The organism is Gaoshiqia sp. US2, assembly GCF_059705485.1.
On the sequence record NZ_AP048550.1, the window covers coordinates 1,615,611 to 1,631,174 of the forward strand.

The 15,564-nt window shown below is 46.7% G+C and carries 11 protein-coding genes; 3 read left to right on the forward strand and 8 right to left on the reverse strand.

Annotated features, from left to right (window positions below; genetic code table 11):
* Positions 1 to 54: 54 nt before the first annotated feature.
* The 4 genes from AC6H3C_RS06380 to AC6H3C_RS06395 are packed head-to-tail and all read right to left on the reverse strand — an operon-like array spanning position 55 to position 4,520.
* Positions 55 to 1,497, reverse strand: coding sequence for a glycosyltransferase family 2 protein (locus tag AC6H3C_RS06380; protein ID WP_497519855.1), 1,443 nt, complete (start codon positions 1,495 to 1,497; stop codon positions 55 to 57).
* Positions 1,497 to 2,879, reverse strand: coding sequence for a HEAT repeat domain-containing protein (locus tag AC6H3C_RS06385; protein ID WP_497519856.1), 1,383 nt, complete (start codon positions 2,877 to 2,879; stop codon positions 1,497 to 1,499). Before AC6H3C_RS06385 ends, AC6H3C_RS06380 begins: the two co-directional genes overlap by 1 nt.
* 2 nt (positions 2,880 to 2,881) lie before the next feature.
* Positions 2,882 to 4,159, reverse strand: a complete 1,278-nt coding sequence (locus tag AC6H3C_RS06390) for a YaiO family outer membrane beta-barrel protein (protein ID WP_497519857.1) — start codon at positions 4,157 to 4,159, stop codon at positions 2,882 to 2,884.
* A 1-nt stretch (position 4,160) separates the two neighbouring features.
* On the reverse strand, positions 4,161 to 4,520 hold the full coding sequence (locus AC6H3C_RS06395) for a response regulator transcription factor (RefSeq protein ID WP_497519858.1): 360 nt from the start codon (positions 4,518 to 4,520) through the stop codon (positions 4,161 to 4,163).
* 255 nt (positions 4,521 to 4,775) lie between these two features.
* Between AC6H3C_RS06395 and kdsB the strand changes: the two genes are divergently transcribed.
* Together kdsB and AC6H3C_RS06405 are read left to right on the forward strand one after the other, a co-directional pair.
* The gene (gene kdsB, locus AC6H3C_RS06400; protein ID WP_497519859.1) at positions 4,776 to 5,522 is read left to right on the forward strand and encodes a 3-deoxy-manno-octulosonate cytidylyltransferase; all 747 of its coding nucleotides are present in this window, start codon (positions 4,776 to 4,778) and stop codon (positions 5,520 to 5,522) included.
* An 80-nt stretch (positions 5,523 to 5,602) separates the two neighbouring features.
* Complete coding sequence (locus AC6H3C_RS06405) at positions 5,603 to 6,613, forward strand: aldo/keto reductase (RefSeq protein ID WP_497519860.1); 1,011 nt, start codon at positions 5,603 to 5,605, stop codon at positions 6,611 to 6,613.
* A gap of 77 nt (positions 6,614 to 6,690) precedes the next feature.
* On the opposite strand, the gene AC6H3C_RS06410 is transcribed toward AC6H3C_RS06405, so the two are convergent.
* The gene (locus AC6H3C_RS06410; RefSeq protein WP_497519861.1) at positions 6,691 to 8,643 is read right to left on the reverse strand and encodes a heparinase II/III domain-containing protein; all 1,953 of its coding nucleotides are present in this window, start codon (positions 8,641 to 8,643) and stop codon (positions 6,691 to 6,693) included.
* A 127-nt stretch (positions 8,644 to 8,770) separates the two neighbouring features.
* Here AC6H3C_RS06410 and AC6H3C_RS06415 point away from each other — a divergent pair, with 127 nt between their 5' ends.
* On the forward strand, positions 8,771 to 9,928 hold the full coding sequence (locus tag AC6H3C_RS06415; RefSeq protein ID WP_497519863.1) for an ATP-binding protein: 1,158 nt from the start codon (positions 8,771 to 8,773) through the stop codon (positions 9,926 to 9,928).
* Between the two features lie 82 nt (positions 9,929 to 10,010).
* Here the strand turns inward: AC6H3C_RS06415 and AC6H3C_RS06420 are convergent, their stop codons facing one another.
* The 3 genes from AC6H3C_RS06420 to AC6H3C_RS06430 all read right to left on the reverse strand — a co-directional run bounded on the left by AC6H3C_RS06420 (position 10,011) and on the right by AC6H3C_RS06430 (position 15,480).
* Positions 10,011 to 11,435 carry a putative oxidoreductase C-terminal domain-containing protein gene (locus tag AC6H3C_RS06420; protein ID WP_497519864.1) on the reverse strand — a complete coding sequence of 475 codons (1,425 nt, stop codon included), beginning with the start codon at positions 11,433 to 11,435 and terminating at the stop codon, positions 10,011 to 10,013.
* A gap of 82 nt (positions 11,436 to 11,517) precedes the next feature.
* The gene (locus AC6H3C_RS06425) at positions 11,518 to 13,572 is read right to left on the reverse strand and encodes a DUF2264 domain-containing protein (protein WP_497519865.1); all 2,055 of its coding nucleotides are present in this window, start codon (positions 13,570 to 13,572) and stop codon (positions 11,518 to 11,520) included.
* 519 nt (positions 13,573 to 14,091) lie between these two features.
* Positions 14,092 to 15,480: a Gfo/Idh/MocA family protein gene (locus AC6H3C_RS06430; protein WP_497519866.1), complete on the reverse strand. Its 1,389-nt coding sequence runs from the start codon at positions 15,478 to 15,480 to the stop codon at positions 14,092 to 14,094.
* Positions 15,481 to 15,564: the final 84 nt, after the last annotated feature.

Here is a 15,564-nt window from a genome sequence, read left to right on the forward strand (position 1 = left end):
GCGAGTTTACGGGTCAGGAGCTTGTTTCGTTTGTTCAGTTCCTGACCCGAATCGCTATTTTTTACGTTTTTCCTGCATGTTGCGTAAACCGACCCTCGACATGTGCCCCCAGGTACGTTTTCTCAGCAGAAAGTAGTCGAAATTACCCATGATGGCTGAGTAGAGGACGATGGGGTGAAAGAAGAAGGGTTCGAAGAATGAGGCAAATAGCTGTCGGAATACCATGGATTTGCTCTTGTACCGGTAAAACGCAATGTGGTCGAATAAAATAGCCGACATCGTAAAGAACACCGAGAAAAAGTAAACAAACAACAGGGTGATAAAGAAATAAGGCCAGTTGGCATAACCCAGGATGGCAATGGTAATAAAATAAACGATCCCAAAGATTTCGACAAGCGGGGCCAGCCATTCAAAGAAAACCCAGAACGGATGAGATATGAGGCCCATTGTTTTATATTTGGGGTTGAAGAAGATACTCCAGTGAGAGAACAGCGTTTCAATGGTTCCCCGCGTCCAGCGGTTGCGTTGCCGGATAAATTGACGGAATTTACCGGGGGCTTCGGTCCAGCAAAGCGGATCGGGAATATATTCCACTTTATATTTCTTCTTTTGGTCGGTCATGTATTTACGCATGCGAACAACCAGTTCCATATCTTCTCCGACGGTGAAACGGTGGTAACCTCCGCAGGCAATCACAATCTCCTTATCAAAAAGTCCGAGCGCTCCTGAAATGATCAGCAACCCGTTTAGTTTGCTCCAGGCAAGCCTTCCCATTAAAAAAGCGCGGTTATACTCCAGCACCTGGAACAGCGGCAAAGGCTTCTTTGGAAGATTGATCTGCACCAGATGGCCATCCCTGATTTCACACGAGTTGGCAATACGGATCACCCCTCCGGTAGCGATCACCTGGCGGTCGGTCTCCTGCAAAAAGGGCTTTACCATGTGTTGCAGGGCATGCGGGTCGATGATGGAGTCGGCATCGATGGCAATAAAATATTCTCCTTTGGCTACATTTAGCCCGGCATTCAACGCATCTGCCTTTCCGCCGTTAACTTTGTCTATAACAGTCAGGTTGTTTAAGGCGCGTTTCTTCGATTTGTAAATGCCCCTGATCTCGGAACAGGTAATTCGTTCGTCAATCACATAAGGTACCTTTTCCAGATCGAATGCCTGTATCGTATTTTCCAGGGTATCGTCGCGGCTGCCGTCATTAATTACAACAACTTCGAAGTTGGTGTAGTACAAGGCCAGCAAGGCCCTCACATTTTCAACAATATTGACCGCCTCGTTGTAGGCGGGCGCTAATATAGAGATTGACGGGGCATACGGAGATGAAAGTACCTCGTTCTGATCGGGAATTTTAGAAGCCAAGTAATATTTGCGAAGGACAAAGGCAGAAATAACGGACAAAATTAAATAGACGCAAAATATAGAGATCGCGTAGTAGAAGATGAAGGTTTCTACCCAGAATGAGATGATTTTAGCGATGATATCCATTAGTTTCTAGGGTCTTTAATGTGTTCCACAAATTTGTTCAGGTTCAGATCTTCCGATTCTGTGAGTTCTTTCAGAAAAACTTTCCCTGATTCACCTATTTTGTATAAAGCGCGGCAGGCTTGCAGTTTTAAACGGATGTCGTCTTCACGGACAATTTCGGCCAAAAAATCAAAATCCTTTTCATCACCGATCAGTTCGATGGTTTTCAAAATTTCAATTTTAATCCGGTAAGTTTCTTCTTCGTACCGTTTCTTCATTTCATCTTTCATCCCGATCAGGTTCAAACTTCGTATCGCCTGATAAACATATGCCCGGGTTTGTTCGTTCGGATGATCCAGATTTTTTGCCAGAGAACCGGCACTTTCGTTTTGCTGGAAGTAATTGATCATCCGGATGGAGAAGTCCTGCACGTCATTATTGTTCGATTCAACCCATTCTTCAAACGAAGGGACCTCCCGTTCGTGAAGTTTGACGTGATTCAGGATGTTTAATTGTACCCACTTCGACAGCGGACCGTTCAGGTCGTCCAGGAAGTTGAAGGTGGCAGCCTGATCCAGGTAGGCAAAGGCGATTTGTGCTTCGCCCCTGACCTGGCTGTTTCTGTCTTTCACGTACTTTGCGATCAGCTCTTTGGCGCCGTTGGGGTACATGTTGGCCAGTTCGCGAATTCCCCGGATCCGTTTAAACGTATAGGGAGAAGAAATGCGTTTTTCGGAGACTTTATAGAGTTCCAGTTTCTGGTACAACTCTAAAATCCGGTCGCGGTATTCGCCCGACAGGTTTCGTTGAAAATTGATCAGGATGTCGATCAGGATATTTTTCCCAATTATTCCCCGGGTATTTTTTAGTTTTTTGATCACTTCGTCGGGGTCGGCATTGTAAAATAAATAATCGGTCAGCAACTGTTCCAGTTGTTCGTTCATTTTTTTACGGTAAACTTCATGTCCGCGTTTATAAAACGACGTGATGAACAATACGATGGTAATAATCAAGATGTTTATTAAAAAGATCAGGCTTAGCGTAATGAGCAGTAAAAGCACCGGAACATCGAAAATAATGTTGGTGATATAAACCACTGCTTCGTGTTTTTCGGGAGAAAGCGACTTTCTGCTGGTGGTGATGATTGTCTGGTACAAATTATCGCTCAGTTTTCTCCAATAAGAGCGGTGGGGGATATTTCTTTCTTTTCGTTCGATATATCGTTCGGCCCGGGAAGCAGGCTGCGGCTGGAGAGGCTGATCAGCATCTACCCGGACATTTTCCGCAACAGCGGTGTTGGATGTTGCTTCGGCACGAATTGTGTCTGGCTGGTTTTGTCCGCAAAGCATCATCTGGCTTAGCAGGAAAAAGACGGTCGTATATAGAAGTTTTTTTCCTTTCATAATCAAAAGAGAAATGATAATGCTGTTCTGAAGATAAACTGGTCGCGCCGGGAGCCTTTCATGTATTCGGCGTTTTCGTATCCGCCTTCAATCTCGAATAAGAGAAAGTGAGAGATTTTTTGCTTCCATTCCAGTTCAACCCGCCACGAGTCTAATTGCGGGATTTTTTCACCGCTGGTGTAAAAGTACGGGTTGTCGGGCGAAACTCCGGTTCCCAGTACCAGCTCCAGGTAACTTTCTTCTTTTTTTAAATACCTGCGGCCCGATAAAAGATAATTGTAAGTGGTATTTTCCCCGTCGTACGAGATGTATGGACGAAATGACGCGTAGTATGATCCCAGATATTTGGCGATGGAACCGGTGAAGATATTCACATGCAAGTCGTCAGGTTCGGGTATCGTGAAATCCATAAAGCGATAGCCAGCCGAAATCTCGAAGCGTGAATCGAAGGTGTAGAAATATTCTACTCCCAGTCGCCGCCTGGGAAAAAACGCGTTTTCGGAGTATGCGTAGTTGACAAACATGTAGTTGTTCTCGTCGAACTTCGGATAAGCTTCCAGTGCATATTGGTAGGCTACGGCATTTGAAAACAGTTTTTCTCCGCGCATCACCATGTCGGCGGTATATATTTTAAAATAGAAGTCGCCATAGGCGGTTCTTCCTCCGTAACCCAACGACGACATGTGCCAGCGGCGACGGTAAGGAGAATCAAACATGTCGAAATAGTATTCCAGGCGAATGATATTGGAGTAATTAAATCTGACTGCTTTGGTTAATGCCCCCAGGGCTTCTTCTTCGGGAGCAAGCTTTTTTATGGTTTGGACGGTTGTCCGGGCTTCCGTGTAATCTTCTCCGGCAATCTGGATTTTTGCTTTTTTAATTAAAAAATTGACATCATCCGGATAGATTTCCAGTGCTTCATCAATCGCGTCAAGTCCGGCCTCATATCTTCCGCTCCAATATGAAATGTCAATCCGTGCATCGTGGGCGTCATAATACGTTGGGGTTTCTTTCAGCACCTCCGAAATGTTTTCTTCTGCAGGTTCGTACTTTTTTTGCCAGGCATACGTGCGGGCAATCAGGATGCGGGCATCGGTATATTCGGGGTGCACATCCAGAAGTTGTTCTGCCAGACTGATTGCTTTTTCGTATTGGCCATCCATCGATAACTGCCGGGCAACCATAAATACCGAATCTGCATTGAACGGTTTTTCAAGCTGAGGGTAGGCTGTGTTAGTCAAGAGCAGAACTCCAAGGGAGAATAGGAATAGTAGCTTCATTCTACTTTAATAATTTTCTGATTCGTATTGTCAACTCGCTTAAACTGAATGGTTTGATCACATAATCGTCAGCTCCCAGTTCAAAAGCCTTTAATACAGTTTCTTCCGCTCCGTCAACCGATAACACCAGGATGGGCGTTTTTAAGTTCCAGTCGTTTCTGACGGTGTTGATCACTTCGTGCCCGTTAATGTAAGGCATGTACAAATCGGTGATTAAAAGGTCTACCGGGTTCTTTTCCAAGAAAGTAAGGCATTCTTTTCCGTCCTGAACCTTGAATACTTCGTATCCGTCACGTACTAATTTATGATTAATCGTCTCCAGAATAAGTTTGTTGTCTTCTGCGACAAGAATTTTTTTCATAAACTTGGATTTAGGTTGAGACAATTTTAGTTGTCATTTCTTAACAAATAAAAATCAGGTTGGTCTTTAAGCAATTTCCTGTGCAAATTAAAACTATTACGACACATTATCAATAAGATTTGTGAATTTATTTTCAATTTGATAGTAAAACAGTCCTGAATGCCGATTGTTTTTAGTTGATGAAATTTCAGGCTGAACAAACCGGCTTTTTCATTATCCGAACATTTTATACTTTTGCCCGAAATAAATCAGACCATGAACTTCATTGCGATTATCCCTGCACGTTACCAGTCAACCCGGTTTCCAGGAAAACCTTTGGCTATGCTTGGCGGGAAACCCATTATCCGGCATGTATACGAAAATGCATCGAAAACGCTCACCGATGTTTGGGTAGCGACCGATGACGAGCGAATTGCCGGCGCCGTTACCGGTTTTGGCGGAAAGGTGGTGATGACCCGGGCCGACCACCAAAGCGGCACCGACCGTTGTGCGGAAGCCGCCATGAAAATTGCCTCTCAACAAGCTGTTGATGTGGTGATTAACATACAGGGCGACGAACCTTTTGTGCGAAGCGAACAACTGGTGGCCTTAAAAAAATGTTTTGAGGACCCGGAAACCGAAATTGCAACATTGATAAAAGAAATAGATGACGAGGCGACTCTTTTCAATCCAAACCGGCCCAAGGTGGTGATTGATGCTGCTCGTTATGCCCTGTTGTTCAGCCGGGCGGCTATCCCGTATATTCGTGGGCACGAACCAAAAGAGTGGCTGGACGTCCATACCTTCTTTGCTCACCTGGGCATGTATGCCTATCGTTTTCATGTGCTGAACAAGATTACCGGCTTACCGCCGTCAACCCTCGAACTGGCTGAATCGCTCGAACAACTGCGATGGCTCGAAAACGGTTACCGCATTAAAACAGCGGTAACTACCTTTGAAAGTATTGGGATTGACACACCCGAGGATCTGGAACAAGCCAAACAACTGCTTGGACTGAAATAAGTTTCCGGTCTTCCCCGATATTTGCCCTGAACAAAACTTCATTTGAAACGTATTTAAAATGAATCTAAAAATTGTTTCAAATGACAAACCGCAGGGTATTTATTAAATCCATAGCGGCCTTAACGGCCGGACTTGCATCAAAATCAGCTGCTTATGCCAACGAGAAAAATGGCGGAACTGACCGGTTGGGTGATTTGCTACCCATGCGGCGCCTGGGCCGGACGAATGAATATGTCAGCATGCTGGGCGTGGGAGGTTATCACATTGGCTGGACTACCGAGCGTGATGCCCAGGAAGTGATTGAAGCCGCCCTTGAAGGCGGCGTGCGGTTTTTCGATACGGCTGAAAGTTATGCCGCCGGCGTTAGTGAAGAACGCTACGGTAAATACCTGACCCCCAAATTCCGCGACCTGGTGTTCCTGATGAGTAAATCGACCGGAAAAGATGCAGGCACCGTTCGCGAACACCTGGAGGGAACACTGCGCCGGTTGAAAACCGATTATCTCGATTTGTACCAGGTCCATGCCATCAGTACCCCGCAGGATGTGGATAACCGGATCAGTCAGGGGGTACTTGAACTGTTGCTTAAAGCAAAAGACGAGGGTAAAATAAAACACATTGGTTTTACAGGCCACCAAAATCCCTATGCCCATCTGCGTATGCTTGAGCAAACGGCTGAAAGCGATTTGTTTGATACCGTGCTCATGCCGGTAAATGTACTCGATCAATCGTATTTTAGTTTCACCCAACACGTTTTACCGAAGGCTATAGAGCGGAACCTGGGCGTTTTGGCTATCAAATCGTTAGCCGACGGCCGTTTCTTTGCCGAGAAAAAACAGGCAAACTGGACCACGGATGACCCGGTGATCCCCAATTACATCAGTATCAAAGAAGCCATGTATTTCGTGTGGTCATTGCCCGTTTCGGTACTGATATCCGGGAACGAAAACGCCACTTTTATGCGCGAGAAAATCGAACTGGCCCGCAATTTCAGTTCTTTTACCGAAGGCGAGAAACAGGCTTTAGTTGAAAAGGTGAAGGCCAAAGCGCAGGATGGGACGATCGAATATTTTAAACGGAAAGAAGCCTGAATGCCGCCGGAATCGTGAATTTAAAATGATCAGCAGCGATCAGGCTTCCTATTCAGACCACGGGTTACCCGATCTGTTTACCTTGCTTTCAATACAAATTTAAACTCCTCTTTCTTTTGCGGATGGAGCGCCGCAAACGTGATCCGGTAAATCCGGTCGCCCCATTTCTTTATAATCCCTTGATCTTCTTCTGTTATAAGCGCTATTTGCTCAATTTTGGCGCTTAGTTTACTGGTGTCGTAATGAAGGATGAAATCTTTTGGGTTTTTGTTTTCATCCTGGTAATGAATATGTACTTGTCCGGGTTTTGCCAACGTAGAAGGATATATCGTCATAAAATGCTCTGTCAGTTGACCGGCTTGTTTTAGATCGAACACATCGGTCAGTTCAACCTGTTTTCCGGCCAGGTAGTTGATTTGTCGTTTCAGGGCGTTTATGCCGGCTTCGTCGGGGTACGCTTTAGCCAGATCAAGTGCAAACTGCACCCCTTGTGCAGATGATTGATAACTGAGGTTTCGTGCCTGGAATTGCCGTCCGGGGGCCTGAGTTTGCCCGTTTACGGTAGGCAGGTTGTGATAATCGGAACAGTTGTACCAGATTTCGTAGCGCCGGTTGCTAAAGGTTTTTTTCGTATATGTTCCGCGGCCAACGTCAATCAGGAGGGGTAATCCGTCATAAAACACGACAAAATTGCCGACATCGTTGTGGTTGTGGCTCTCGGCATTGTGACCGCCTTTAGCTGCCACAAAAAAACCGTCGGTTTTTCCTTCGAAATCGCGGGCCACCATAACCTGCAGGTCGGGCAGCCACACCTGTTGCAGAAGTGGCAGGCGTTTTTCTGCCTGGCTGAGTTCATCCTGCAAAAACAGTTCATAGAAGTTGCGGAAATAATGAAACCTCCCGGCTCCGGCTTCCGTTTTCCCGGCATAGTAAGCGCCGAAAGCCATCATCGGTTCATCGCCAATGGCTTTTCCGTAACGGTAAATCATGTTTCCGTTCATAGCCGGTTTCGGATCGGCATCGGCAAAGTTCAGAAAATAATCTTCACTGATTTGCGCGCGGTAAATGTAACGGCCCATGTTTTTTATTTTTTTGTTTTCGAACACGTATTGAAAAGCGCCGTTTGACGCATCATTCAGCATGGCCAGGTTATCAAACAAGGATGCGGCCGCGGCTCCCCAGTAACTCGGGCCTTCGTCGCAACCACCGTCTTCGGGATAAGGATTGACAAACTGATCGAGTACTTCGGTAATTTTATAAACCATCCCGGCCCGGCGGGTGTCGTCTTTTTCGAGCAACAATGCAGCATTCAGCCAGTTCGAACAAATCCAGGGATTCCAGTTGTTGGGCACCAGCCGTCCGCCAAACTTTTCGCCCATCCACCAGTGCGATTTTTGCATGACCGGCTCAAAAATTCGTTTGTTGGTTTCGTCGTAAATCCGCTTCCTGATTTGAGGTGAAACGGCGTCCAGCTTTTCGCCCAGGAAATAGTCGATCCATGCCAAAAAGGTGGCCGTTTCAGCGGCAAAAAGGTCGACAAAGGGATCGGTGACATCGACCAGTCCGGCATATTCCGGTTCGCCGGGTAAGTGGGCCGGCACACCCCACCACGATTCTTCGCAGACCGACCAAATCCCATCGATGATCTGGTCGAGAAAACGACCTTTATTTTCATAGATTTCGGCCATCAACAAGGTTCCCAGTACGTTTCGTTTATTAAAACTAATTGCTTCATATCCAGAACGGTTACCTGTACGTACAATTAGCAGCGACTTGGTTGCCGGAATATAGGGCCATTCGAAATTGAGATAACTTTCGGCTTCTGCCAGGTAAGCTTTCATCCGGGTTTCGTCGGCAGCGGCCCAGGCTTCACGGTCGTTCAAGCTGGGGAAAGGGGCGTATTTAGCCTGTGGAATCAAAATAGTTTTCAGCTTTGCCTCGGAGTACCGGCTACTGATCAGATCATTCTGTGCAATTGTATATACCGGCAGGGCGAAAAAAAACAAAACGATTGGAATTATTTTTTTCATAGATGGTTTTGTTGGTTCAGAACAAATATAAGAAAATGGGGGAGGAATGGTCCAGTGAAAATTGAGGTGAATTGTTTTTTACCGGCATTTTTTACAATTTTGGAATTCAATTCCAAAATTGTAAAAAATGATTAAACGTGATGCAGAAGAAGAACTCCTTATATTAGCTCGCCAGTTTAAAGCAGTTGTTGTGGTTGGACCGCGGCAATCAGGTAAAACAACCATAGTAAAGAAAACATTTGAACAAAAAAGTTATGCCAGTCTTGAAAATCCCGATGTAAGAAAATTTGCACAGGAAGATCCACGTGGGTTTCTTTCTAACTATCCTGATGGGGCTATTTTAGATGAAATACAGCGTGTTCCTGAACTGTTTTCTTATCTTCAGCAAATACTGGATGAAAAAAATACAAACGGACTATTTATTTTGACGGGCTCGAATAATTTTCTTTTGCAGGAAAATATTTCACAAAGTTTGGCGGGAAGGGTCGGTTATCTTTTCCTATTGCCGCTGAGTTTAAATGAAATTGTCAACAAAAGCGACATTAACCAATTGTTGTTTACCGGCTTTTATCCGGCGTTGCACCAAAATGATTCTGATGCTCCACGCTTTTATTCAAATTACATCAGGACTTATGTTGAACGAGATGTCCGCTTAATTAAAAATATAGTAGACCTATATGCTTTTGAACGTTTCCTAAGGCTTTGCGCGGGAAGAATCGGGCAACTTTTGAACATGAGCAGCCTTGCAGTTGAAACGGGGGTCGATGTGAAAACGATCAGTGCATGGCTTGCTGTGCTGGAAAGCAGTTTTGTCATCTTCAGGCTAAACCCTTATCATGAGAATTTCAACAAACGTGCAGTAAAGATGCCAAAATTGTATTTTTACGATACGGGCCTGGCCTGTGCACTTTTGGGAATTGAAAGCGCCGCGCAGCTTGTCCTCCATCCTTCAAGGGGCAGCTTATTTGAAAATGCAGTCATTGTCGATTTCTTAAAAAGAAGATTCAACAGTGGCAAACAGAACAATCTATTTTTCTGGCGTGATAATACAGGGAATGAAATTGACCTGCTCCTTGTTTTTCCAGATAAAAAACTTCCGGTTGAAATTAAATCGGGACAAACTGTTTCCAGTGAATACTTCAAAGGAATAAATTTTTGGAATAAATTGACAAAAACTGAGGGCGGAATAGTTGTTTATGGCGGGGACGCGCTTCAACGAAGAAGCAACAATATTACAGTCGTGCCCATCTTTGATATCAGTAGTGAGGTTGATGTTTTACGTTGAACGCAAAAATTTGAGAGAGCCACTTTCAAAGTTCTTTGAAAGTGGCTCTCTCAAATTTTTTAGCCGGAGGTTTTACTGCCAGTTATTTGGAGGCACTGTCGGAGGTCGCCATCTCCAGCGCTTTGGTCGTGGTGTAATACTTGGTAATCATATTCGGAACTTCCCATTCCGGCAGTTTACCCCATTTCAGGTAACGCAGGAACTTTTCGGTTACCTGCCCGAAGTGCGCTTCGTGGCCCACTTTGTATTTGTCGGGGATCTCAACAGTCCATAAGGTATCTTCCAGTTTAACCAGTTTTAAGCCGGGGTACATGGTGGCTATGTCTTGGTTGATTGCTTTTGAAAGCCCTCCCTCGAAGGTGTCAAGTCCTTCATTCACGTTCGCCTGAATATACACCGTCGGTTTATAATTCTCCTCTTTTCCCTGCCTGATGATCACATCGCAAAGCGAGCCGCGCATGATGCTGTAATGGGTGTCGCCCGCGCCCTGTGGCGCTTCGAAATTCCAAATGACAGAAACTTTGGCGTATTTGCCTTTTAGTTTGTAAGTGATTTCGCCGTTGGAATACACCTGCAGTTTTCCATCCGCGACATCTTTCTGAAGAAATTCGGGAAAGGCGTCCAACCGGGTCACTTTTTTAAATTGCTCCAGGCTCATTTCTGTGGTCCAGCGCCGGGCATTCACCAACTCAACATCCGACTTGTACAGCGGTTGTTCGGGGAAGGCTTCCCATTGGATCATGTCGACCAGGTGGGTCGTTACATCCACAATGCCTTCGCCCTGCTGTTTGGTGTCGAAAAACCAAGCCGGCCGTTTGAGCGGACTGCCTGCCACCTCTTTAAAAAAGTGATGAACACTTTCTTTCGTGATCGCGGGTTCTTCGGCGGTGCCTTCTTTCAATACACCAAACACTTCGGGAACTTTCGATAGCTCGCGTTGGATAATCGTTGTAATCTCATGACGTTCGGTCATAATGTCGTACAACAAAACGCCGTTGGCTTCGGCCGATTTAAATGCTTCCTCAAGCAGTGCAAATCCTTCGGTGTTAATCGCCATCGGCTTATCGGCAAAAATGTTGATACCGGCGTCGGCAGCTGCTTTGATATATTCTGTTTTTTTTGCGTTGTTGCCTGAAACCATCATTACATTGCCGGGTTTTTCGGTAATCATTTTTTCGAGGTAATCGGCCCCGGCATAAACTTTTGTATCCCAGTTGGTCGGGTTTTCGGCGCGGCTGTTAAAGCCTTCTATTTTTGCCAGGTGGTCCTGTACATCGGTTCCTTCGGGGGCATACACATAAACAGCGGGGTCAACCTGTTCGTACATTGTTTTCTGGACCAAAGCCGCATGAAAATGCCCCGGGTCGAGTGTCATCAGTTTTACTTCGCCTTTGGCGCCGGTAAACTTCGGCTGCGCTTCCTGGTTGGCCGGCTTCTGTCCGCCACCCGCGCAGGCAGCAAAAAAGACTAAGGAAAGAATCAGGGAATTGTTGGAAAGGTTTTTCATTTTAGTTATAAATTTTGATGGTATCATGGTCTTACACCTGCAAAAATAAACTTTTTCAGTTTGTATTTCAATGTTGTTTCGTTCAACAAGTCCTTTCTCCGTCGATGTCTTTAAAGTCAACGTTATATTTTTCGCCGTTGAACAGGGTGATGGTCGCCCCCAAAGCCGAACCGGTTGGCGTAATATCCATGATCCTGATGTCTTTTACGGGCGACAATTCTTCCTCCGTCCACTCCTGATCGTCGGTTTTGTGCAACAGCACGGTGATCATCAGTTCCATGGCCGGATTTTTTGCCATCCGCTTTTTATACGCGTAAATCACGGTACTTTCATCGGCTTCGGCGTTTCGGTTGGCGTGCGCCAAACTTTCCAGCTTGTCCCATCCTCCGTAGGTAATCAGGGCGACTTTCCTTCCGGGGATGGCAGCGGTGATCACTTTTTTGTTTCCGTTTTCAAACTGGTGAACAACCGCCTTTTGCCCCTTCAGGTGCGGAAGCCCAAAATTTCCAAGTGTCAGTTCATATTCAAAAGCCAGCCGCGAACGGTCGACCCGGATCACTCCGCCGGGAATGGTAATTTCGGCCAGGTCGATGATGTACCCGACCCCGTTGTTCGGCGGTTTCCGCATAATTGCCTGCCGGTACAAGACCCCCTCGCGGACGCCGTTAAACAGCATACTCTGCGAAATGGTGTACGAACGGTTCTTTTCCGAATCGTTGGCAACGGTCAGTCCGGTGAGGTAGAAGTTGACATCGTCGCCCCGAACATCGCGCGGGTCCTGGCTGCGGAAGCTGTATTCCATCGCCGTGCCGCCCTGCGGATCATGATCTTCCCAGGGGAAGTGGGTATTGTAAACCAATTTCGAATAATTCGGATCGTCGTAATACACTTTTCCCGGGACGATTTCCGAAGTTCCGGTTTTCCCATGGTTGACCAGTACCAGCCCCGGATTTTTAAGAACTGTTCTTTTCGATTGGTTTCCCAGGGTCTCCCACATGCCTTCATTTTCGGTTGCCGTCCAGAAAGGCGAATCGTCGGGCAAGGCCAGGCAGATAAATGGTAAAAACATCAGGAACGGGCTGCCGGCACAACTGTAGTTTTGCACCATGTATTCCTTCTGCCCGTAAAAGCCGAGGCTGGGAATGTCGTTGCAGAAAAATTCCTCGCGGGTAACAAACTGAAGGAGCGAGCCCGAGCACAGCCGCCGGGCCCATCCGGCGTCGAGCGTGGTTTTTTCCTTCAGCATAAAGGCCACCGGGAAAGCCCCCGATACCCAGGTGCGGTAGCAAATGCTCCGCGACCACATGTTGATGTAGCCGTCGCGGCCAAAAAAGGCGGTGATGGATTCCATCAGTTTCTTGGCCGATGTTTCGATGATTTCGGCAATTTCGGGGTAATAGTCGTCGCCAAAAGTCCGGTTCCAAATGGTGGTGTACACGATGAACAAGCTGATTGAATAGTAATTATAGGTCTGTTCGAGGTACCAGCCGTTACCCGAATGATAGGACGCCACCCACAGTAAATGACTTTTCAGCAGGTCGTCGTCGATTTCGTAGCCGTATTTTTTCAAAAACGAAAGGGCGACAATATTGAAAATCCTCCAGTTGTTCTGGGTGGTGCGGTGATGGGCCCATTTCGAAATGCAGGGAATCATTTCTTCCTTTTGTTGCGGGGTGAAATGAGGCCATAAGGTATCGGGCAGCAACAACAAGGTTTTAAACAAACCCCCAAACTCGCAGGTGAACTGGTAGTTCGAATCCGGCAAATCTTCGGGTAGTGGCAGCGAATTCGGGTGACCCGGCGTGAAGGCATGGTAAATTTGCAGGCAATAATATTCCCGGAGGTTGATGCCGTTGATGGTTGTTTCCGGATCAACATGAATCAGCGGACCGGCCAGGGTGAAGGTGCGTTCCAGCGCCTCAAACTCAGCCGAGCGGTAACGCCAGTCGGGGGCGTTGGGTTGGGGGTAGGTTTTCCCCGGGATGATCGGGAAATTCAGCGGAGTTTCGATCGAATCGACATGTTTAAAGGCGCGTTCCAGTAAATATTTTGCCAGTTCGATGTAGTGTTTTTTGGTCATACCCGTGTGCGGGCTGAGCGTAAAGTCTGGATTCTTAACTTCAAAAGCGTTTTTCATATTCATTGTTTTTTTATCCGCAAAGACCCGGATAAACAGAGAAATCCGGCACAGATTTTCTTTGTCATCAAAGGCTTTCGCTATTTTTTTCCTTGTCAAATTTTATCTTTCAAAAACGGTGCATATCTGTTCCTAAAACGATGCTTGCGATTTTAAAAATGATGCTTGTGAAATTCTAAAAAGATACGCATCATTTTCAAGATCATGCTTGGGATGCTGCCAGATTCGTCAGTTGCCGGGCAGGGTTATTCACATTAAACTCCTTCGGAGTAATGAATACTAATCTGCCAACACAAATCACCTTCTCCCTACCATCGGAAAGCCGGTACCGCCGGAGGCCGGACGATGCTATTGGATATTTTCAAATTCCAGTCAACCAACTGGCGAAAACAATAATCCGCGGTTAGAAACCGCGGCCCCGTTTTGGGGCACATGCTGTCAGAACCAGTTCCGATACGTCGGAATCCTCCAGTTGAGGACGCTGGCAGGTCATAAAACAATCAATCTATTTCAATCCCCTCAATCTTTTTTCAATCCTTTCAATACCTTGTTTGTTCCATAAGGTTTTCGCTGCGGACGGCTGAGATAGGTGTTGGCCTCATCGTCGTTTTTAAACCGCTCGGTTTCCGGGTCCCATTCCAGCTTGCGCGGCAGTTTCATGGCCACATGACTGATCAGGCAAACCGAACAGGCCCGATGCCCTATTTCCACGGGAGAAATCGGATCTTTCCGGCTCTGGATACAATCGAGCCAGTTTCCATGTTGTTCGTCGCTTACGTACAGGTGAATTTCATTCTCGCCGATTTTTGATTCCAGGATTTTGGGATCGCTGGCATCCAGCGCTTTGGCGCTTTGTTCCTTTGCCACCGGGTCGCTGGCCGAAGCCACATAATTGCCGCGCGACACGAAAATCCAGCCATCGGTACCTTCATAACGGATGCCGTTGGGAAAACCTCCGGTTGTGTACATGGTAATGCCATTGGCATATTCGGCTTTCACCATAAAATCGCCGTGCACATCCCAGAAACCTGACTTTGGAAATTCAGCCACTGCCTCAACAGAAATTGGACCAGTCAATTCGGTATCCATTCCCCAGGCTGCCGAATCGAAGTGGTGCTGCCCCCAGCCGGTAATCATGCCGGCGCCGTATTGCTCTTTGCGGAGCCAACCCGGGCGGCCGTAACCTTTTTGCGGATGAACGCCGATTTCGGTGTAGGGGATATAGGGCGTTGAGCCCAGCCACATGTCGTAGTTCAACTCTTTGGGCACGGGCATTTCAGGCGCTTCCGGACCCGACGGGTCGCCCGGCAACCCAATTTTCACAGTATGGATTTTCCCAATACGCCCGTTACGCACCAGTTCGGCGGCAATGCGGAACTGAGGCGACGAACGTTGCTGGGTGCCAACTTGTAAAATGACTTTCTTTTGCTGGACGATGTCGCTTAGCTGGCGGCCTTCTTCAATCGTGAGCGAAGTGGGTTTTTGCAGGTAGATATCTTTTCCCGCCAGGGCAGCTTCAATGGCCGGTTGCGAATGCCAGTGGTCGGGCGTGCTGATGATTACCGCGTCGATGTCCTTGTTCAGGAGCATTTCGCGGTAGTCGTCGTACATTTTCACATCCATGTATTTTTGGCCCAGCTTTTTCGCATAATAATCTTCAACCAGCTTTTTGCCGTCGGCCAGACGGTTTTTATCCACATCGCAAACGGCAATTACACGGGCTACATCGTGTTGCATGGTGCCCGGCAAATCATGATCGCGGGCAATCCGTCCGCAACCAATCTGGGCGATTTGGATTTTGTTGCTGGGAGCATTTTTCCCAAAAACAGTTGAAGGAACAATAGTCGGTATGATGAACGCGCCGGCAGTTCCGATAGCCGATTTTCTGATAAAATTTCTTCTTTCCATGGTATATAGAGTTTTGAGTTACGAGTTTTGAGTTTCGGGTTGTCCAAAAAAAAACACAAAGAACACAAAGGTTTATGTGGATTG

What these genes read in the sequence shown, in the direction of transcription:
- AC6H3C_RS06390 (WP_497519857.1), bottom strand. Translation starts at nt 4,159, where the DNA reads ATGAAGCTACTATTCCTATTCTCCCTTGGAGTTCTGCTCTTGACTAAC.
- AC6H3C_RS06415 (WP_497519863.1), top strand. Translation starts at nt 8,771, where the DNA reads ATGATTAAACGTGATGCAGAAGAAGAACTCCTTATATTAGCTCGCCAG.
- AC6H3C_RS06395 (WP_497519858.1), bottom strand. Translation starts at nt 4,520, where the DNA reads ATGAAAAAAATTCTTGTCGCAGAAGACAACAAACTTATTCTGGAGACG.
- AC6H3C_RS06420 (WP_497519864.1), bottom strand. Translation starts at nt 11,435, where the DNA reads ATGAAAAACCTTTCCAACAATTCCCTGATTCTTTCCTTAGTCTTTTTT.
- kdsB (WP_497519859.1), top strand. Translation starts at nt 4,776, where the DNA reads ATGAACTTCATTGCGATTATCCCTGCACGTTACCAGTCAACCCGGTTT.
- AC6H3C_RS06425 (WP_497519865.1), bottom strand. Translation starts at nt 13,572, where the DNA reads ATGAAAAACGCTTTTGAAGTTAAGAATCCAGACTTTACGCTCAGCCCG.
- AC6H3C_RS06410 (WP_497519861.1), bottom strand. Translation starts at nt 8,643, where the DNA reads ATGAAAAAAATAATTCCAATCGTTTTGTTTTTTTTCGCCCTGCCGGTA.
- AC6H3C_RS06430 (WP_497519866.1), bottom strand. Translation starts at nt 15,480, where the DNA reads ATGGAAAGAAGAAATTTTATCAGAAAATCGGCTATCGGAACTGCCGGC.
- AC6H3C_RS06405 (WP_497519860.1), top strand. Translation starts at nt 5,603, where the DNA reads ATGACAAACCGCAGGGTATTTATTAAATCCATAGCGGCCTTAACGGCC.
- AC6H3C_RS06380 (WP_497519855.1), bottom strand. Translation starts at nt 1,497, where the DNA reads ATGGATATCATCGCTAAAATCATCTCATTCTGGGTAGAAACCTTCATC.
- AC6H3C_RS06385 (WP_497519856.1), bottom strand. Translation starts at nt 2,879, where the DNA reads ATGAAAGGAAAAAAACTTCTATATACGACCGTCTTTTTCCTGCTAAGC.